Annotated in this window: 16 protein-coding genes; 4 read left to right on the top strand and 12 right to left on the bottom strand. The window is 65.5% G+C overall.

Translation table 11 applies throughout. From position 1 onward, the window contains the following. Nucleotides 1-47: 47 nt before the first annotated feature. The 4 genes from J2S97_RS01125 to J2S97_RS01110 form a co-directional block, all read right to left on the bottom strand. Complete coding sequence (locus tag J2S97_RS01125) at nucleotides 48-239, bottom strand: hypothetical protein (protein WP_307045744.1); 192 nt, start codon at nucleotides 237-239, stop codon at nucleotides 48-50. Between the two features lie 110 nt (nucleotides 240-349). Then, on the bottom strand, nucleotides 350-1,861 hold the full coding sequence (gene guaB / locus J2S97_RS01120; protein WP_307045743.1) for an IMP dehydrogenase: 1,512 nt from the start codon (nucleotides 1,859-1,861) through the stop codon (nucleotides 350-352). 251 nt (nucleotides 1,862-2,112) lie between these two features. After that, nucleotides 2,113-4,218, bottom strand: coding sequence for an acyltransferase family protein (locus J2S97_RS01115; RefSeq protein ID WP_307045741.1), 2,106 nt, complete (start codon nucleotides 4,216-4,218; stop codon nucleotides 2,113-2,115). Beyond that, a complete protein-coding gene (locus J2S97_RS01110; protein WP_307045739.1) occupies nucleotides 4,215-6,269 on the bottom strand; it encodes an acyltransferase family protein in 2,055 nt (684 codons plus the stop codon). The genes J2S97_RS01115 and J2S97_RS01110 overlap by 4 nt, the downstream gene beginning before the upstream one ends. 216 nt (nucleotides 6,270-6,485) lie before the next feature. On the opposite strand from J2S97_RS01110, the gene J2S97_RS01105 reads away from it, so the two are divergent. After that, nucleotides 6,486-7,454, top strand: coding sequence for a DUF389 domain-containing protein (locus tag J2S97_RS01105; RefSeq protein WP_307045737.1), 969 nt, complete (start codon nucleotides 6,486-6,488; stop codon nucleotides 7,452-7,454). Here the strand turns inward: J2S97_RS01105 and J2S97_RS01100 are convergent. From J2S97_RS01100 to J2S97_RS01085, 4 genes are all read right to left on the bottom strand, one after another. After that, nucleotides 7,451-8,530, bottom strand: a complete 1,080-nt coding sequence (locus J2S97_RS01100; RefSeq protein WP_307045736.1) for a flavin-containing monooxygenase — start codon at nucleotides 8,528-8,530, stop codon at nucleotides 7,451-7,453. The two genes, J2S97_RS01105 and J2S97_RS01100, sit on opposite strands and share 4 nt — an antisense overlap. Continuing rightward, a complete protein-coding gene (locus tag J2S97_RS01095; protein WP_307045734.1) occupies nucleotides 8,527-8,874 on the bottom strand; it encodes a hypothetical protein in 348 nt (115 codons plus the stop codon). The genes J2S97_RS01100 and J2S97_RS01095 overlap by 4 nt, the downstream gene beginning before the upstream one ends. Before the next feature lie 178 nt (nucleotides 8,875-9,052). After that, nucleotides 9,053-10,687 (bottom strand): helix-turn-helix transcriptional regulator, encoded by a 1,635-nt coding sequence (locus J2S97_RS01090; protein WP_307045732.1) that lies wholly within the window; start codon nucleotides 10,685-10,687, stop codon nucleotides 9,053-9,055. A gap of 100 nt (nucleotides 10,688-10,787) precedes the next feature. Next, nucleotides 10,788-12,311: an ATP-dependent DNA ligase gene (locus J2S97_RS01085; RefSeq protein ID WP_307046529.1), complete on the bottom strand. Its 1,524-nt coding sequence runs from the start codon at nucleotides 12,309-12,311 to the stop codon at nucleotides 10,788-10,790. Nucleotides 12,312-12,396: 85 nt separating this feature from the next. Between J2S97_RS01085 and J2S97_RS01080 the strand changes: the two genes are divergently transcribed. Together J2S97_RS01080 and J2S97_RS01075 are read left to right on the top strand one after the other, a co-directional pair. After that, complete coding sequence (locus tag J2S97_RS01080; RefSeq protein ID WP_307045731.1) at nucleotides 12,397-12,999, top strand: dihydrofolate reductase family protein; 603 nt, start codon at nucleotides 12,397-12,399, stop codon at nucleotides 12,997-12,999. Between the two features lie 30 nt (nucleotides 13,000-13,029). Next, on the top strand, nucleotides 13,030-13,401 hold the full coding sequence (locus J2S97_RS01075; RefSeq protein ID WP_307045729.1) for a dihydrofolate reductase family protein: 372 nt from the start codon (nucleotides 13,030-13,032) through the stop codon (nucleotides 13,399-13,401). A gap of 76 nt (nucleotides 13,402-13,477) precedes the next feature. Here J2S97_RS01075 and groL read toward each other — a convergent pair whose 3' ends face one another. From groL to J2S97_RS01060, 3 genes are all read right to left on the bottom strand, one after another. Then, a complete protein-coding gene (groL, locus tag J2S97_RS01070; protein WP_307045727.1) occupies nucleotides 13,478-15,088 on the bottom strand; it encodes a chaperonin GroEL in 1,611 nt (536 codons plus the stop codon). A gap of 85 nt (nucleotides 15,089-15,173) precedes the next feature. Further along, entirely contained in the window at nucleotides 15,174-15,467 is a 294-nt protein-coding gene (gene groES / locus J2S97_RS01065; protein WP_003805290.1) for a co-chaperone GroES, read from the bottom strand. Between the two features lie 207 nt (nucleotides 15,468-15,674). Next, entirely contained in the window at nucleotides 15,675-16,061 is a 387-nt protein-coding gene (locus tag J2S97_RS01060) for a hypothetical protein (RefSeq protein WP_307045724.1), read from the bottom strand. Nucleotides 16,062-16,116: 55 nt separating this feature from the next. On the opposite strand from J2S97_RS01060, the gene J2S97_RS01055 reads away from it, so the two are divergent. Then, nucleotides 16,117-17,361 (top strand): class I SAM-dependent methyltransferase, encoded by a 1,245-nt coding sequence (locus J2S97_RS01055; RefSeq protein WP_307045723.1) that lies wholly within the window; start codon nucleotides 16,117-16,119, stop codon nucleotides 17,359-17,361. A gap of 45 nt (nucleotides 17,362-17,406) precedes the next feature. On the opposite strand, the gene J2S97_RS01050 is transcribed toward J2S97_RS01055, so the two are convergent. Beyond that, a complete protein-coding gene (locus J2S97_RS01050; RefSeq protein ID WP_307045721.1) occupies nucleotides 17,407-18,249 on the bottom strand; it encodes a shikimate 5-dehydrogenase in 843 nt (280 codons plus the stop codon). Nucleotides 18,250-18,341 lie beyond the last annotated feature (92 nt).

Genomic DNA, 18,341 nt, shown 5'->3' with positions numbered 1-18,341 from the left:
TCGAAGCAGGCGCTGTAACCTGCCACCCGCAGAGTCTCAGGCGAATCTTAGAACGAAACCACGTTCCCGGGCACCAACTCAACGATCTGGTCCTGCACTGACAGCAGTTTCGTCTTGGCATCCGCCAACCCGCTGCCGGACGCAGGTTGGTCCGTTTCGTTGGCGCACGCCGTCAGGCTGAGGGCGAGACCAAGGACCGCCATGGCACACAAACGCGCCGCTGGATATTCAGTTGTCACGCATCCCCCATGCATTCTGCGCGGAATTCCCGCGGTCGCTGCCTACGATATAGCAGCAGACACAAGCGGGCCATGGGGACGGTTCCCCATGGCCCGCTTGAACAGCGTTGTTAGCGTGAACCGTAGTTCGGAGCTTCCACCGTCATCTGGATGTCGTGCGGGTGCGATTCCTTGAGGCCGGCCGGCGTGATGCGGACGAACTTGCCACGCGCCTTCAGCTCCGCCACGGTCGGGGCGCCGGTGTAGAACATGGTCTGGCGGAGGCCGCCCACCAGCTGGTAGGCAACGGATGCCAGCGGGCCGCGGTAGGCAACGCGGCCTTCGATGCCTTCCGGAATCAGCTTGTCGTCGCCGGACACGTCCGCCTGGAAGTAACGGTCCTTGGAGTAGGACGTGTTCTTGCCGCGCGTCTGCATGGCGCCGAGGGATCCCATGCCGCGGTAGCTCTTGAACTGCTTGCCGTTGACGAAGATGAGCTCGCCGGGTGATTCGTCACAGCCGGCCAGCAGGGAGCCGAGCATCACGGTGTCGGCGCCGGCAACGAGCGCCTTGCCGATGTCGCCCGAGTACTGCAGGCCACCGTCGGCAATCAGCGGAACGCCGGCCGGGATGGCCGCCTTCGCGGACTCGTAAATGGCGGTGATCTGCGGAACGCCTACGCCGGCAACAACGCGCGTGGTGCAGATGGAGCCCGGGCCCACGCCCACCTTGATGCCGTCGGCACCGGCGTCGATCAGGGCCTGCGCACCTTCGCGGGTGGCTGCCTGGCCGCCGATGATATCCACGTGTGCCGCCACGGGATCGGACTTCAGGCGGCGGATCATGTCCAGCACACCCTGGGAGTGCCCGTTGGCGGTGTCCACGAACAGGGCATCCACACCGGCGTCGATGAGGGCCATGGCACGTTCCCAGCCGTCACCGAAGAAACCGATGGCGGCGCCGACGCGCAGGCGGCCTTCGTCGTCCTTCGTAGCCAGCGGGTACTGCTCGGCCTTAGTGAAGTCCTTGGTGGTGATGAGGCCCTTGAGCCGGCCCTGCTCGTCCACGAGGGGAAGCTTTTCGATCTTGTTGGTGGCCAGCTTGTGCGAGGCTTCCTCGCGGCTGATGCCGACGTGCCCGGTGACCAGGGGCATCTTGGTCATGACGTCGCTGACCAGACGGATCGGGAAATCCGCTTCCGGCACGAAACGGGTGTCTCGGTTGGTGACGATGCCCAGCAGCCTCATGCCCTCGTCCACGACGGGCAGGCCAGAGACGCGGTAGTGCGAACAGATCTCGTCCAGCTCGGCCAGCGTCGCTTCCGGGCCGATGGTCAGCGGGTTGGTGATCATCCCGGACTCGCTGCGCTTTACGCGGTCCACCTGGTCTGCCTGGTCCTGGATGGACAGGTTGCGGTGAACCACACCGAGGCCGCCCTGGCGGGCCATGGCGATGGCCATCCGGGACTCCGTGACGGTATCCATGGCGGCGGAAAGCAGCGGAGTCTGAACGGAGATGCGCTTGGAAATGCGCGAGGAGGTGTCTGCCTCTGACGGGATGACGTCGGTGTGCCCGGGCAGGAGCAGTACGTCATCGTAGGTCAGGCCGATGAAGCCGAACGGGTTGTGTTCGGGCTGGGTCATGAGTGCGCCTCTTACCTTAATTTCTGGGGTTCACGGGTAGGGGTTGCAGCTGATGACCAGCCCGTCATTACGGGACTGGCCTGTGCAGAATGTGGTGCGGCGGTTGCTGCGTTCGTGCGGAAGTATTGAATAAATTCTAGAACCTCGGCGGCGATCCCCATATTCCGCAGCGGTAATGTGAGCAACCGCACCCGCCGGTTCCGGCAGGGCCCGCTCCCCTCCCCCACCCCCAGGCCGGGGTTCCTGCCGGCTCAAGTCCAGCCGGTGGCGGCCAGCAGCCGCTGCTCGAACATGGGAATCATGCTCTGCACGTACGTCTTGGTCAGATGGTTGTCATCCTTGTAGACGTATACATTGCCCACCACGGCCGGGCAAATGCCGTCCGCACAGATGAAGTCGCTGAGGTCCATCAGGTGGAGGCCGTCCACCTTGCCGCGGTATGCGTCCAGCGGTGACGAGTCGGCGAGCGATTCGCTGAGCGGCGGATTGCACTCCTCCGCGGCGGCGCCCCTCTTTTGCACGCACTCCGGCATGTTCATACCGAAGCGCGGGTTGTCCCGGACCCCCACCACGTCCATGCCGGCGTCCGTGAACGGTTTGATGCCTGCGAGGTAGCCGGGCACTTCGGTTTCGAACGGCGCCTCTGCATGGGTCAGTGACGCAACGGTGAACACAGCGTCCGGCTTGTGCTCGAGCACATATTCGGCGCTGGCCTTGTTGAAGGCATTGCACTCCGCGTCCCGCTCGGGCGATTCTGCGCCGAAGCGGCAGCTGCCCTTGAGGAGTGTGACCACTTCCCAGCCGTGCTCCTTGGCGATCGGGCCGAGCGCAGCCATGTACTGCTGCGCGTGCGAGTCGCCAAGCACCACAATCCGCTTGGTAACAACTTCCGGTTTGCTGTTCTGCAGGCAGCCGGACAGCAACGGGTCGCCGGGCACGTTGCCGTCGGTGCACAGTCCGTCGATATCGGCCCACTCATCTTTCATGGCGGCCGGTGCCGGAATGATCTTCGCCTCCGGCGTCGGCTTCCCCGCGTTTTCCGGCGTCAGGGCTGCGGCACCGGGAGTCAGTTCCCTCGGCTGCGCCGCGGCCGCCGCTTCCTCGGCTGTCAGCTTCGTCTGCCAGAGGGATACCGGCCCGGCGAGCAACGCTCCACAGGCCACAATCACGACGGCGTTCCGCCAGATCCGCCGCTGCGGCCAGTGCCATTCACGCAGCGGCTTCTCTACGAAACGGGTGGTGAGGACGGCCATGACCACGGACGCCGCCACGACGGCGAGGCCCTGGACGAGGTTGGGTGACACAATTCCGGTGCCGGCCAGGGCAAGCACCAGCAGCGGCCAATGCCAGAGATACAGCGCGTAGGAGTTGTCACCGAGGGATACGAGCGGTTTCCAGCTCAGCAGGCGGTCGGCGCCGAAGCGGCTGCCGCTCTGTCCGGCAACGATGATCGCGGCGGCCGCCAAGGTGGGCCACAGCGCCACGAAACCGGGAAAGGACCGGTCAACGGTCAGCAGCAGGCCGCACGAGACCATGGCCGCCACGCCTGTCCAACCGAGGATGACACGAAGGATTTTTCCGGGCTTCACGTAGGGCAGGACCAAGGCGAGGAGGGATCCCAGCGCGAATTCCCAGAGCCTGGTCCGGGTATCGAAGTACGCGTAGGCCTGGTTTGTGGAGGTCTGCTCAATGGAGTAGGCCAGCGACAGGGCAAAGATCGCTCCGAAGGCAACGGCCAGGAGCAGCCGGTAGCTGACGGCCGGCCGGCGAAGGACCCTGTGCAGTACAGCCACTCCCGCGAACACAAGCGGCCACAGAATGAAGACCTGCCCCTGGATTGACAGCGACCAGAAGTGCTGGAGCGGACTCGCGCCCGAGTGGTCCTGGGCGTAATAGTCAACGGCCGAGTCCGCGAGCAGCCAGTTCTGCCGGTAGAGCAGGGAGGCCCATGCCTGGTCCAGGACGTCCGGCCAGCGGCTTTGGGGCAGTATCGCCCACGTTCCGATGAGGACTCCCAGGATAACCACGACAGCGGCCGGAAGCAGCCGCTTGAAAAGGTGCAGCCAGTGGCTGATGAGCTTGAGGGGGCTGCCGTTTTCCACCTTGCGGATGAACGAGAGGGTGAGCAGGAAGGCGGAGATGAGCAGGAAGATGTCCACACCGCCCGACACCCGGCCCAGCCAGACGTGGTACGTGACCACCATCAGTACGGCGAGGGCACGAAGGCCCTGGACCTCCGGGCGGTACCCCTTCCTGGCTGCCTTGCCGCCGCCGGCGGTCGCCGTCGATTCGGGTGCGGTCGCCTCGGGGGCGATCCGCGCTGTAGTCGTGGTATCCGTCGTGGGAGTCGTCGTCATTCGTTGTTCCAGCCGGTTGCTGCCAGAAACTCCTTCTCGAAGTAGGGGGTGATGCTATCCATGTACGTCCTGGTGACGTGGTTGTCGTCCTTGTACACCATGACGTTACCGATGACCGCCGGGCATGATTCGCCTTGGCAGAAGAACCGGCTGAAGTCGAGGAACTTCGTCTCCGGCACCTCACCCGCTATAGCGGCGTCGGGAGAGGACGGCTGATAGCTTTCAGCCGTCTTGGCCGCACATGCCGAAAAGTTGCCCTGGTTGCGTTCCAGGCAGTCCGGCACGGCCTCCGGCATCCGGGGAGTGTCCCTAAGGGCGACAACGGGGATGCCGGCGTCGTTGATCTTCTTGATCTCCGGTACCCAGGCCGGGTCCATGAATTCCGTCTTGTTCGGGTTCGGGTCAGTCCTGGTACTGGTGGTCACCACAAGATCCGGTTTCATGTCCAGGACCTTCTCAACGGTCTGCTTGTTAAAGTCCAGGCATCCTTCGGAAAGCTCGGGGGCGGCTGCATCCGTCACCGGGCAGTAGCCCTTGGTGATGGCTTCCACCCTCCAGTTGTACTTGTCGGCCAAAGTAAGCACGGGCGTGGCCCAAACGTGGGCGTGGGAGCTGCCGATGATAACCACAGTCTTACCGGCATTCTCTTTGCCGTTGGAACAGACGTTTGTCAGCTTCTCCTCGTCAGCGGTGCATCCACCTTGGTACTGCGGCCATTCCTCGGCCACCGTCGTGAGGCTGGGGAGGAGCGGTGCGGATTTGTCCGCGCCGTCCACGTAGGCCGGATCCAGCACGCGCGCGCCGGGGTTATTGGCCCAGGCCTGGCTCGCTGCGGCGGCCGTTGCGCTGTTGATCTGGAACTGCCAGCCGGCCAGCGGCAGCGCCGCCGTAGCCACGGCGGCGGCCACGGCAATGATTGCCCGGCGACGGTTGACTTCGGGCCATTTCCATTCGCGCCAGGGTTTCTCGACAAACCTGGTGGTTAGGTAGGCCAGGCCCATCGACACAACAATGATGATGGTTCCGGAGATGGGCCCGGCGTGGTCCCGTCCGGTCGCTGCCAGGGAGATGACGAGGATTGGCCAGTGCCACAGGTAGAGCGCATATGAGTTGTCCCCGAGCCTGACGAGCGGTCCGGCGCTGAGGATCCTGTCCACGCCGAAGCGGCTGCCGGTTTGGCCCGCAGCGATAACGCAGGCGGCAGCAAGGGTGGGCCACAGGGCGGCCACGCCCGGGAACGCAGCCTGGACATTCAGCAGGATGCCGCAGCTAAGCATGGCCGCAATTCCAAGCCAGCCAAGGGCGATGCGTCCGGCCCGGGGAATCCGGAGGCCCGGGAGAACCAGTGCCACCAGCGTGCCCAAGGCGAATTCCCACAGTCGTGCGCCGGTGTCGAAGTAGGCCTGGGCCTGGTTGGTGACGGTGAAAATGATCGAGTAAACCAGCGACACCAGGAAAATGCCCGCGAAGATGTAGCAGAGCAGAATGCGGTAGTGCAGCCGGTATCTCTTGGCCAGGAGTGCTGCCCCGGCAAAGATCAGCGGCCATAGGATGAAGACCTGCCCTTGGATGGACAGTGACCAGAAGTGCTGGAACGGACTCGCGAGGCTGTGGTCCGTGGCGTAGTAGTCGGTGGCCTGCACCTGAAGCAGCCGGTTTTCCATATAGAAAAGGGACGCCCAGCCCTGGGCGATGATGTCCAGCCAGCGTGTGCGTGGCAGGAAGACGAGGCTCGCGGCGAGAACGGCGATCAGCACGGTGACGGCGGCCGGCAAAAGGCGCCGGAAAAGGTGCAGCCAGTGTTTGAACAACGCCATCGGCCGGCCCTGTTCGTACCTGCCCACAAACTGCAGGGTCATGAGGAAGGCAGAGATCAGCAGGAACACGTCAACGCCGCCGGAGACCCTGCCAAACCAGACGTGATAGCTGACCACCATCAGCACGGCCAGGGAACGAAGGCCCTGGATTTCGGGCCGGAACTTTGATTTCCGGCTCGGCTCAACGCCGGCGCCATTGCGGCGCGGCGAGGCCAGGGCTCTCGCTACGGACATTGAAAAACCCCTCAAGCGGATAACCAAAGCATCCATGTTACCGAATCGTAATCTTCATCGCCAATGCAGACGCAGGCGAAGGAGCCCCCACCTCCCATTAAGTCACCGCAAGCTGGGAGTTTCCAGTGGAAGGCATCACGCCTGTGGAGCGGTCGGGAAACTAGGCTGGTGCCGAGGTCGGACGGTGAAGCCGGCACACACTGAGGAGTGGCCAACGTGATCGTTCAGGTGCGCATCTGCATACCCGCGGAGCTCTCCGAGCTTGTGGTGGAAAGCTGCACGCAGCAAACCGGGGCGGCGGAGGTGGCCGTCCACAAAGGTGCGTCCATCCAGCCGCCCGGCGATGTCGTGGTGGTCCACGTCGCCAGGGAATCCGTGGAGGAGCTGCTCGAAAAGCTGCATGTCCTGAAGGCGCAGGAGCTGGGTTCCATCTCCATCTCCATGCCTGAGCTGGTGCTCTCCCGGCGTGCGGACGGGGCCGAGGCCGCAGCTCCCGGCGACGGGGCCGACGCCATGATCTGGGACGAGGTGACCCGCCAGACCGGCGAGGACGCGCGCCTCACGTGGAGCTATTTGGCGTTCCTTGTCCTGGCGACCCAGCTGGCCGCCATCGGCATCGTCACCAATTCGACCATCGCCATCGTCGGGGCCATGGCAGTGGGGCCGGAGTTCGGGCCCCTCGCGGCGCTGGCTGTTGCGCTGGCCCAGCGCAAATGGAAGCTGGGACGCAGTGCCGCAGTGGCTTTGGGCATCGGCTTCCCCGTAGCCATGCTCCTGGCTGCCTTGGCGGCCTGGCTCTCGGTGCCGCTGGGGCTTTTTCCCACCGACGCCCTCGACACCGGGTCCGCCGTCGAGTTCATCTACCATCCCGGCCCTTACTCGCTGATCGTGGCAGTCCTGGCCGGCGCCGCCGGGATGCTGTCGCTGATCAGCCGCCGCTCGGCCGCCCTGGTCGGAGTCTTCATTTCCGTGACCACCGTTCCCGCGGCAGGCTTCGTGGCTGTTGCGCTGGTCCTGGGCGAATACCAGAAAGCGGCAGGATCGGCGATTCAGCTGCTGCTGAACCTCGTGGGAATCGTGGCTGCGGCCCTTGCGGTGCTCATCTTCTACCGCGTGATCACCAGGCGGCTGCCGGAGAACATGGCCCGGCGGCTCAGGAACCAGGCGCTGCGCGCCCGAGGCTAGCTCGCCACGGGGATCTTGCTGGCCAGATATTTGGCGTCCCGGCATGAACCGGGGAGGGTAGCCGACGCCGCGGCGAACATGAATTCCTCGCCCAGGAAGAACAGCCCGGGCACGTCGGCCGCCACGCCGCGGTGCTGCCTTGGCCGCCCGCCGCCGTCGAACACCTGCGGTTCGATCCAGTCGAAGGACTCACGGTAGCCGGTGCACCAGATCACGTTGGACACATCATCGAGAGGGCTGCCCGCCACAACGGGACGTCCGTCCTGCACTCCGGTAACCCTCGGGACGAACTCGACGCCGGCGGCAGCCAGGTCCTTGCTCTTGGTCCTGATCAGGGGATCGGCGTGCGTCAGCTTGTGTGGTGCAGCCTTACGGCCAATCGGGGTGTCGAGGGTAAGCACGTAGAGCCCGAGGAACCGCACCACGGGCAGGACAAAACGGGCTGCGTTTCTTCCGTGCCGCACCGGCAACTCCCCGCCCGGCTTCCCTGCGACCACCGTGGGATGCGTCCGGCTGACTTCGAGGGCAATTTCCGCTCCCGAGTTGCCCAGCCCGACGACCAGGACGCGGCCGTCCCGGAGCTGGCCCGGGTTCCGGTACTCGCTGGAGTGAAGCTGGACAATGGACGGTGCAAGGTCTGGCGCGAAGTCCGGAAGCCTCGGCGCCTGCGTGCAGCCGGTCGCCACAACGACGTTGCCTGCTTCCCACCGTCGGCCGTCCGAGGCGGCGACGTACCGTCCCTGTTCGCGCCAGAGCCTCTCGACCCGGATGCCGCTGAGGACCGGGAGGTCAAAGGTGGCGGCGTAGGTTTCCAGATAGTCGGCCACTTCGTCTTTAGTGGGGAAGGACAATCCGTCACCCGGGAAGGGCATACCGGGGAGGCCGTCGTACTTCGCTGGCGTGAACAGCCTCAGGGTGTCCCAGCGCTGCCGCCAGGCGTCACCGATTCTCGGATTGGCATCCAGGATCAGGAATCTCCGGCCCTGGCGCTTGAGGTAGTGGCCCATGGCAAGGCCGGCCTGTCCCCCTCCGATGACCAGGGTGTCCAGCGTGCCGGGTGAAGGGTTGGTGTTCATGACTGCGCTCCTTGATGACGTGTGGTGATATCCATAGCTGAACCTTCCGGCTTGCCGGCCTGCATGCTGCCCGTTGCGTCGTGTCCGGTTTCCCGGTAGCGCAACCACCAGGCCAGCATCAGCGCGGATGCGAAGACGTATGCGAGGTGGAGGGCCCAGATGGGGCCCGCCGGGAGGTGGAAGACGTACAGGGAATGCACGATGTTGGCCACGTTGCTCAGGATCAGGTTACCCAGGCTGTAGGAGGCGAGGTCCCGTGTCCGGGCTGCCTTGATGAGCATCGGCAGCATTCCTGCGGCGAACAGCACCGTCGAAAGGGTGCCGGCGAGGACTGGAAGGTTCATGTTTTGAGGCTACGTGCGGGGGCCCATGGCCCGCGTCGGCTAAATTATGCAATTCCGCAGCGGACGCCGATGGGTAATTTTGTGCAGTCCACCTGGAGTTTTTGTCCAGATACGGTGAGCAAAAGGCGGCTTTGGGCACGTTATCTGGACAAAAACTCGGGGTGAGGGTTGCGGAACGTCATCCGGCGAGCCCGTGCTCGAAGGCGTACCTGGTGGCCGCCGCCCGTGAGGACAGCCCCAGCTTCAGGAAGATGTTGCTGATGTGCCGGGCCACGGTTTTTTCGCTGAGATACAGCTCCGCGGCGATGGCACGGTTTCCCTGTCCCGAGGCCACGAGTCGCAGCACTTCGGTTTCCCGCGGGGACAGCGGTCCCTTGGCGCCGCTGATTCCTTCGCGCATCAGGGCAGCTGCCCAGGCGGCGGCAGACGCTGCGCCCAGTTCCAGTAATTCCGCCTGCGCCGCTTCAAAGTCCATCAGGGCCGACGTTTCATCGCCGAGGGCGCGGCACGCGGAGCCGATCAGCACGCGGCAGCGGGCGGCTTCATAGGGAACGCCGAGTTCAAGCCACAACCGCCAGGCCTCCCTCAAGGGTTGCATGGCTGCCGCGGCATCGCCCGTTGCGAGACGGAGAGCGCCCACCGCCTGGCCGGCAAAGGCACGGACCATGGAGGTGGGGCATTCGCGGGCCAGAGCTTCCAGCTCCTGAACGCCTCGCCGCGCGGCTTCCGGATCGGAGGCAGCCAGTTCGATCTCGACCAGTGCCGGCAGCATGTTCCGGCGGGTAGCGAGGTCGGCCGCGTCAGCCGCCCGCCGGATCATCGCTTGGGCCTGCTGCGCATTTCCCCGGGCCAGCCACAGGAGTGCTAGGCCCGGCTGCGGCTCGTAGCCGGTCCGGGCTGCCTGCCGGTAGGACGCTTCGGCGTCGTCCAGTTTTCCACTCAGCCGTTCCACCTCGCCCTGCTGGTAGTAGGCGCCGTAAAGTGCTTGAGGGTCTCCCCTGACGGCGAGTCCCTGCGCTGCCCCGGCTGCCATCAGCGCCTCGTCCCACGCCCCATGGAGCATAAAGAGTTCGGCGCGGTGTGCCTGGCACTGGCCGCTGAAGGACACCATGTCAGGGCGTGCACTGCACCAGCGGTCCAGGGCCGCCGTCCATTCCAGTGCCCTCTCCAGGTCGAAGGCCAGGTGGCAGTTGCCGATGACTGCGCAATAGATAATCCCTGACGGAATCGCCGAGAGCTCACCGGCCGTCACGGCCACCATCACCTCGTCGAACATCCTGAGTCCTTTGTCAGGGTGGCCGAGCATCAGCAGGGCCTGACCCGTGCCGAGGAGGCCCAGTGCCGACAGGTCCTTGTCGTGGAAACGCCGGCCGAATTCGGCCACGCGGGAGAAGTCTTGCAGGGCGCCCGCCGGATCACCGCCGTAAAGTTTGCCCAGGCCCTCCGGGAGGAGCAGGAGACCCTGCACGGCGCCAGGCTCGGCCATTTCATCCACGAGGCGCTGGCCGCGGGCAAACCACCCTCCGGCCCGGGCCTGTTCCCCGAAGAACATCAGTTGCATGCCCATCCAGCCTGCGCAGCGTGCGGCGCTTTCGACGTCGCCCATCACGAGGTACTCCTCGTGGGCGCGCGTCAGGGTGTCCAGCCCCGTGGTGCCGGTACCGGTCAGGATCTCGGCGGTAGCCAGCCGTTCAAGGTCGGCAGCCGGCAGCCCGCCGCGCTCATCTGCGTCGCGGAGGCGCTCATGGGCTTCGGTCCAGCGATGCTCCTGAAATGCTGACCTGCCCCGGTCGATGTCCGTCTCAGCTGACATGCTGGCCTCCCGATACCACCCGCCCAGCCGGTTAAGCGCCACGGTACGCCCGCCGGAGAACCGGCACAAGCGGCCCTAGTTGTCTTCCAGCGCGCATCCGCTACGAGCGCAGCAGCGCGCGCAGCGTCTGGATGGTGTCTGCCCCTGCCGCCGTCTTGTCCTCGCGGTAGCGCTTGACGCGTGCGAACCGAAGGGCAATGCCGCCCGGATAACGCGGGGAGTTCTGCACGCCGTCGATCGCTATTTCGACGACGGTGATGGGCTCCAGCCAGACGGTCCCCGCAGTACGCCGCACCTCGAGTTCCTGGAACCTCCCGGTCTGCCACCGCAACAGCGCGTCGGTGAGGCCCTTGAAGGTCTTGCCCACCATCACATAGCCGCCGGGTTCGCCGAACTCACCGGTCGGGTCGAGGGCTCCGAGGTGCAGGTTCGACAGCATCCCCGTGCGCCGTCCTGACCCCCACTCGCAGGCAAGCACCACCAGGTCGTAGGTGAGCACGGGTTTCACCTTGACCCAGTTGGAACCGCGCCGGCCGGCCGCGTAGGCCGATCCGACCGCCTTGACCACCACTCCTTCGTGCCCGGCGTCCAGCGCAGCGCGCGACACTCCTTCAGCCACGTCCGGATCCGCCGTGATCTCCCCCGGGATCCGGTGCCCCGGGGCGATACGTTCCAGCACGCCGATGCGGGTGGACAGCGGCTCGTCGAGGAGGTCCCGGCCGTCAAGGTGCAGCACGTCGAAGAACCATGGATGCAGCACGGTAGTGCGTGCCGCGTCCGCCCCGAACCGGGACATGGTTTCCTGGAAGGGCCGCGGGCCGCCGTCCTCATCGAGGGCGAGGGTCTCGCCGTCGAGGATCACATCGTGCACCGGAAGGCTGCGCACTACTTCCACCACCTCGGGCAGCCGGTGGGTCACCTCTGCAAGTGTGCGTGTAAAGATGCGTACTTCGTCGCCGGCGCGGTGCACCTGGATGCGCGCGCCGTCGAGCTTGTATTCCACGGATGCCTCCCCCGTGATCCCCAGCGCCGCGCTGGTACTTGCCGCGGTTGAGGCGAGCATGGGCTGTACGGGACGGCCGAGAACGAGGCCCACGGCGTCAAGCTCTGCGGCCGTGCCCGTGATGGCCAGGAGGGCGGTTCCGCCGAGGTCGCCGGAGAGCATCGCGGCGCGGCGCACGGCGTCGACGGGCCGATCGGCGGCGCGGGCGATGGCATCCGTCAGCACCCCCTCCAGCGCACCGGTTCGCAGTTCGCCCAGCAGCACGCCGGCGATGAACGCCTGTTCGCGCTCAGTGGCGGCGGCAGTGAGCAACTTAAGAGCCGCGGCGCGCTCGGCAGCCGATCCGGCGCCTGCCGTGCCGAGCAGCCGGTCCAGCGCAGCGTCGAGGTCCGCGACCGTAATGCTCGCCTCGCCGGCCGGCTCACCCATGGCCGCTGCCATACCGCGCCAACCGATCCCAACCCGGCCCTGCCGCGGCCTGGCGATGAGCAGGCCCACGGCCGGTGCGATGTCGGTGGGGTCAAGCCGGCGCAGCAGGTCAGCCAGTGCCTCGACTTTCGCGAGCCGGGAACGGGTGGACGCGACGGCATCCGTGGTCCTCACGAGCTCTTCGAGCAGCATGGCATCAGTCTGCCACGGAACCCGGTGCCGCGGCGGGCCCCCGCCGTTGCTGGACAGTACCTGGACGCAGTCCCAGAATGAACGCATGGGAATCATCGTCGCGAACCTGTTCATCACGCTCGACGGCGTCTACCAGGGGCCCGGCGGCCGCGAAGAGGACACTGAGGGTGGCTTCGCTTTCGGGGGCTGGCAGGCTCCGGTATCCGACAACGAGGCTGAGGCGGCCATCGAGTCCGAGATCAGCAACATCGATGCCCTGCTGCTCGGCCGGAAGACCTACGACATCTTTGCTGCCTACTGGCCCCACCAGTCCGACGACATCGGCGGCACGCTCAAACGGGTGCCGAAGTTCGTGGTCTCCAGCAGCCTGACTGATCCCGGCTGGGCCGGCACCAAGGTGCTGCCGGATGCCGCCGCCGCCGGACGGCTTCGCGAGGAGTACGGCCAGGTGCACATGTTCGGCAGTGGCGTCCTGATTCGCTCACTGCTGGCGGCGGATGTGATCGACCGCCTCCATTTCTGGCTCTATCCGGTCACCCTTGGCCAGGGCAAGCGCCTGTTCGACGCCGGCACGATCCCCGCCACGTTCCGCCTCGCCGAGCCGGCACGCACCTTCCCGAAGGGAGCGGTGTCGCTGGTCTACGAGCGTGCGGGCGACGTGGAAACGCAGGAAATGGCGGCCACGTAATGGGCAAGGTCCGGCATCGTGGGCCGCGGCATGTATGACGCCGCAGGGGCGTGGGGAGGGACGAACCCCTTCGCCGGCCCGCTGTTCGTGCTCACTCACCGCCTGCAGGACCAGCCGGCGGCCGCGTCCGGTTTTACCTTCGTGTCCGGGCTCGACGAAGCCCTGGTGCAGGCAACCGGGGTAGCCGGAGGCAAAGACGTGTCGATCGGCGGCGGCGCGGATGTGATCCGGCAGGCACTGGCCGACGGCCGGGTGGACGAACTGGTGCTGTCGACGGCACCGGTGATCCTTGGCTCCAGCAAACGTCTTTTCGACGGCTTCGATCATGACGTCGACCTCGAAATCGTCAAGGCTGTCAGCTCGACGTTCGCCACGCACGTGCGCTACGCGGTCAAAAGGTAGGCGACGTCCCGCACACCCGGGACGCAAAGAACCGGCCCAGCAACGCTGGACCGGTTCTTGCGGTGTTGGCTACAGGCTAGTGCTTGTGGCCTGCGTGCTCGTCCTCGTCAGCCGGCTTTTCGACAACGAGGGTCTCGGTGGTGAGAACCAGCGCTGCGATGGAAGCGGCGTTGCGGAGGGCTGCGCGCGTCACCTTGACGGGGTCGATGACTCCGGCAGCGATGAGGTCTTCGTACTCGCCGGTCTTGGCGTTGAAGCCATGGTGGATGGCGGATTCCGCGACCTTGGCAGCGACGACATAACCGTCAAAGCCGGCGTTCTGGGCGATCCAGCGCACAGGCTGGACCAGAGCGCGGCGCACGATGCCCACAGCTGCTGCTGCGTCACCTTCAAGCGCGGTGACGGCGGGGTCCTCGTCCAGTGCCTTCAGGGCGTGGATGAGGGCGGAACCGCCACCGGCAACGATGCCTTCTTCGAGGGCAGCGCGGGTGGAGGACACAGCATCTTCGATGCGGTGCTTCTTTTCCTTGAGCTCAACCTCGGTGGCTGCGCCGACCTTGATCACGCCGATGCCGCCGGCCAGCTTGGCCAGGCGCTCCTGGAGCTTTTCCTTGTCCCAGTCGGAGTCGGTGCGGGTCAGCTCGGCGCGCAGCTGGGCAACCCGTGCCGCAACGTCCTCGGCCGATCCGGCACCGTCAACGATGGTGGTGTTGTCCTTGGTGACCGTGATGCGGCGGGCCGTACCCAGCACCTCAAGGCCGACGGAATCCAGGCTGAGGCCCAGTTCCGGGGAGACAACCTGCGCACCGGTGAGGGTGGCGATGTCCTGCAGCATTGCCTTCCGGCGGTCACCGAAGCCCGGAGCCTTGACGGCAACGACGTTCAGGGTGCCGCGGATGCGGTTGACGATCAGCGTGGACAGTGCCTCGCCGTCGACGTCTTCGGCAATGATGAACAGCGGCTTGGAGCTCTGCAGCGCCTTTTCCAGCAGCGGCAGGAAGTCCTGCACCGAGGAGATCTTGCCCTGGTTGATCAGGATGAGGGCGTCTTCAAGGACAGCTTCCTGGCGTTCCGCGTCGGTGACGAAGTACGGGGACAGGTAGCCCTTGTCGAACTGCATGCCCTCGGTGAGGACCAGTTCGGTCTGCGTGGTGGAGGACTCCTCGATGGTGATCACACCATCCTTGCCGACCTTGCCGAAAGCCTCGGCCAGGAGCTCGCCGATCTCGTCGCTCTGCGCCGAAATGGCGGCGACGTTGGCAACCTGGGTGCCTTCGACCGGGCGGGCGTTCTCGAGCAGGCGGGCTGCAACGGCTTCAACGGAAACCTCGATGCCGCGCTTGATCTGGCCCGGGGCGGCGCCAGCCGCAACGTTGCGCAGGCCTTCCTTGACCAGGGCCTGTGCCAGGACGGTGGCGGTGGTGGTGCCGTCACCGGCAACATCGTTGGTCTTGGTGGCGACCTCCTTGGCCAGCTGGGCGCCAAGGTTTTCGTACGGGTCATCCAGTTCGACTTCACGGGCGATGGTCACGCCGTCGTTCGTGATGGTGGGAGCGCCCCACTTCTTGTCCAGCACGACGTTGCGGCCGCGCGGGCCAAGCGTCACCTTGACCGTGTTGGCGAGCTTGTCGATGCCGGCTTCAAGCGACCGGCGGGCAGCGTCGTTAAACGCAAGCTGCTTTGCCATGGTTTTGTCCTTTCAAGACAGAAACCCCGCGCAGCTGACCTGTCAGACATGCATCAGACGGATCGGCGGCGCGGGGGTCCAAGAGTTACTTTACGACGATCGCCAGAACGTCGCGGGCGGACAGCACGAGGTACTCGGTGCCGCCGGTCTTGACTTCGGTTCCGCCGTACTTGGAGTAGATAACAACATCGCCGACGGCGACGTCGACCGGAACGCGGTTGCCGTCCTCGAAGCGGCCGGGGCCTACTGCGACAACTTCGCCTTCCTGCGGCTTCTCCTGCGCGGAGTCCGGGATAACCAGGCCGGAAGCCGTGGTCTGCTCGGCTTCGAGCGGGCGGACAACAATACGATCCTCAAGAGGCTTAATAGAGACCGACACTCGGACCTCTCCTTCTACGTCAGCAAATTCATGGACTGGAAAACTGTTGCGCCTACGCGTGCAAACCGTCGTCGCGGTGCCGGCAGCAGCGTGGCTGGCAGTTCTTCATGTGTTAGCACCCTCCTAGGGAGAGTGCTAATGATGACTCTATGTAAGTCGTTAGCACTCGGTCAAGACGAGTGCCAGAATTTCGTCGCCGGTGAACGGCTAGCGCCCTGCCAGGTCCTCAAAGTCGACGTCGTCGCCGTCGTCCGTGTCGTCGTCTCCCGTAACGTTGCGGTTCCGGTAAAGCACGACGGCGGCAGCCAGCGCCGTGACCACAGAGGCAATCAGGAACACCAGTCCGCCCGTGCGGACGGCAGTGTACGACTCGCGGATTTGCTGCGCCTCGTCAGTGGCATCCTGGATGTTCTTGCCGCCCACCGAGTACACGGTTGCGTTGAAGGAATCCAGGAAGAAGATGATCACGAGGAGCGCCAGGCAGACCACGGCGATGGCGGAACCGGCGATCAGCGCCGGTCTGGCGTACTTCGCAAGGCCCGTGCGTAGGTGGTGGTCATTGATTTCCGGCTGCGGCCCTGCACTGTCATCCATGCCTCCAACACTATCCGCACCATGTGTGTCCGCCTCCTCGATTAGGCTTGATGACATGGCTGACGCACCGCAGGACCTGATCGCCCCGCTCCTGACCAGCGAAGGCTGGGAGTTGCTGGCGTCGCTGGGACCGTACCGGGAGGACGATGCGTTCCGGCTCAATGAATCGCTCCGGAAGGCCGGCCACTCCCCCGCCCTGGTATCAGCGGTCCTCACCCAGTCCCGGCTGCGGACAAAGGCTGAAGCCAAGTTCGGCGAGTTTGCCCGGCAGATGATTTTCACCCAGGCGGGGCTGGAGCAGGCCACGCGCCTCAACGTCGCGGCCCGGCACGCGGAACGGTTCGCGACCGCCGGGATAGAACATGTGGCGGACCTCGGCTGCGGGCTGGGCGCCGATTCCATGGCCCTGGCGTCCATGGACATCAAAGTCACCGCCGTGGAAATGGACGAGACCACCGCTGCCTGCGCCACCATGAACCTGATTCCGTTCCCGCACGCCAGCGTGGTTCACTCCGATGCCACTTCCCTTCCCCTCGACGGCGTGGACGGCGTCTGGCTGGATCCGGCCCGACGCACCACGTCGACTTCGGGAACGCGGCGGATCTGGGATCCGGAGGAATTCTCCCCGCCGCTGTCGTTTGTGGAATCCCTCGCGGGGTCCGGCCGGGCAGTGGGCGTCAAGATGGGACCGGGCATTCCGCACGACGCCGTCCCCGCAGGCTGCGAGGCGCAATGGGTTTCCGTGGGCGGCGACGTCACCGAGGTGACGCTGTGGTTCAACGCGGTCAGCCGGCCGGGCATCCGCCGGGCTGCCCTGCTCCTCGGCCCGCAGGGCGCCGCGGAGATTACCAGTGCCGAAGAGTTCGACGCCGGCCCCGTGGCCCCCGTGGGCCCCGTGGAGGGCTACTTGTATGAGCCCGACGGCGCCGTGATCCGGGCCGGCCTCGTGGCCGACGTCGCGGCCCGGCTCGACGGCCACCTCGTGGACGAACACATCGCCTACATCTGCGCGCCCGGGCTCGTGGATACGCCGTTTGCCAGGGCCTACAAGGTCCTGGAAGTCATGCCGTTCAACGTCAAGGCCCTCAAGGCCTGGGTGAAGCAGCACAACATCGGTGTGCTGGACATTAAGAAGCGGGGCACGTCGGTCACCCCGGAGGAACTCCGCAAGCAGCTCCTGGCCGGAGGCAAGCACGGAGGCAAGGGGTCCAAAGGCAAAAAGACAGCCACCCTGGTCCTCACCAGGATCGGCGAGGACCGGGTGGCCATCTCGGTGGAGCCGGTGCAGCCCCTCGTTTAGCCTGCTTCCCGGTTACTGCATTTCCCGGTAACCGGGATTCCCCGCTTACTGGGCCCGCATGAACTCTTCAGCCGCCCGGACCTGCTCGTCGGTGGGCCGGACGCCGGTGTACAGCACAAACTGTTCCAGGGCCTGGATCGTGGCTACTTCGGCGCCGGTGATGACCGTCTTGCCGGCAGTCCGCGCCGCCTTGATGAGCGGTGTCTCAGCGGGCAGCGCGACGACGTCGAACACCACCTGCGCGGCGTCCACCGCCTCCGGCCGGAAGGACAGCGAGTCTGCGTCCGGACTGCCCGCCATGCCCCCTGCCATACCGATAGGTGTGACGTTGATGATCATGTCTGCCGTGCCGCCAGCATCCGCCGCCGGAAGTTCCGGGCTCCACTTGAACCCGTAGAGATCGGCGAGCGGCTTACCGGACGATTCGTTGCGGGCGATGATGGTGACGTCCCGGAATCCTGCGTCGCGCAGGGCGGCGGCGGTTGCTTTGGCCATGCCCCCGGAACCCTTGAGGAGCACCGAATAGTGGGTGGGGACGGCGTTCCGCTGCAGCAGCTGCTCAATCGCCGTGTAGTCGGTGTTGTAGGCCGTGAGGCGGCCGCCGTCGTTCACGATCGTGTTCACCGAATCGATCGCTTTGGCCGAGGGGTCCATGACGTCCACCAGCTCGATGACGTCTTCCTTGTACGGCATGGACACGGCGCAGCCCCGGATGCCCAGGCCCCTGACCCCGGCGATGGCCTGCGCCAGGTCCGTTGGCGCGAAGGCCTTGTAGATCCAGTTCAGGCCCAGCTGTTCATACAGATGGTTGTGGAAACGGGTCCCGTTGTTGCTCGGCCGGGCCGAAAGGGAGATGCACAGGGTCATGTCTTTATTCAGAATTGGCACGGGTCCATTAAACGCCCCGCAGCCGCAGATCCCCGATAGGAACGGGGCACGTCGCGGACTAAGACGGACACAAGGGCACTATTTACGCCGCC

The sequence above is a fragment of the Arthrobacter oryzae genome (assembly GCF_030812315.1).
Classification (GTDB): domain Bacteria; phylum Actinomycetota; class Actinomycetes; order Actinomycetales; family Micrococcaceae; genus Arthrobacter; species Arthrobacter oryzae_B.
The sequence above is the reverse complement of the archived record's forward strand: the minus strand, read 5'-3'. Positions and strand labels throughout refer to the sequence as shown.

What these genes read in the sequence shown, in the direction of transcription:
- guaB (WP_307045743.1), bottom strand. Translation starts at nt 1,861, where the DNA reads ATGACCCAGCCCGAACACAACCCGTTCGGCTTCATCGGCCTGACCTAC.
- J2S97_RS01115 (WP_307045741.1), bottom strand. Translation starts at nt 4,218, where the DNA reads ATGACGACGACTCCCACGACGGATACCACGACTACAGCGCGGATCGCC.
- J2S97_RS01110 (WP_307045739.1), bottom strand. Translation starts at nt 6,269, where the DNA reads ATGTCCGTAGCGAGAGCCCTGGCCTCGCCGCGCCGCAATGGCGCCGGC.
- J2S97_RS01100 (WP_307045736.1), bottom strand. Translation starts at nt 8,530, where the DNA reads ATGAACACCAACCCTTCACCCGGCACGCTGGACACCCTGGTCATCGGA.
- J2S97_RS01095 (WP_307045734.1), bottom strand. Translation starts at nt 8,874, where the DNA reads ATGAACCTTCCAGTCCTCGCCGGCACCCTTTCGACGGTGCTGTTCGCC.
- J2S97_RS01090 (WP_307045732.1), bottom strand. Translation starts at nt 10,687, where the DNA reads ATGTCAGCTGAGACGGACATCGACCGGGGCAGGTCAGCATTTCAGGAG.
- J2S97_RS01085 (WP_307046529.1), bottom strand. Translation starts at nt 12,311, where the DNA reads ATGCTGCTCGAAGAGCTCGTGAGGACCACGGATGCCGTCGCGTCCACC.
- J2S97_RS01080 (WP_307045731.1), top strand. Translation starts at nt 12,397, where the DNA reads ATGGGAATCATCGTCGCGAACCTGTTCATCACGCTCGACGGCGTCTAC.
- J2S97_RS01075 (WP_307045729.1), top strand. Translation starts at nt 13,030, where the DNA reads ATGTATGACGCCGCAGGGGCGTGGGGAGGGACGAACCCCTTCGCCGGC.
- groL (WP_307045727.1), bottom strand. Translation starts at nt 15,088, where the DNA reads ATGGCAAAGCAGCTTGCGTTTAACGACGCTGCCCGCCGGTCGCTTGAA.
- J2S97_RS01060 (WP_307045724.1), bottom strand. Translation starts at nt 16,061, where the DNA reads ATGGATGACAGTGCAGGGCCGCAGCCGGAAATCAATGACCACCACCTA.
- J2S97_RS01055 (WP_307045723.1), top strand. Translation starts at nt 16,117, where the DNA reads ATGGCTGACGCACCGCAGGACCTGATCGCCCCGCTCCTGACCAGCGAA.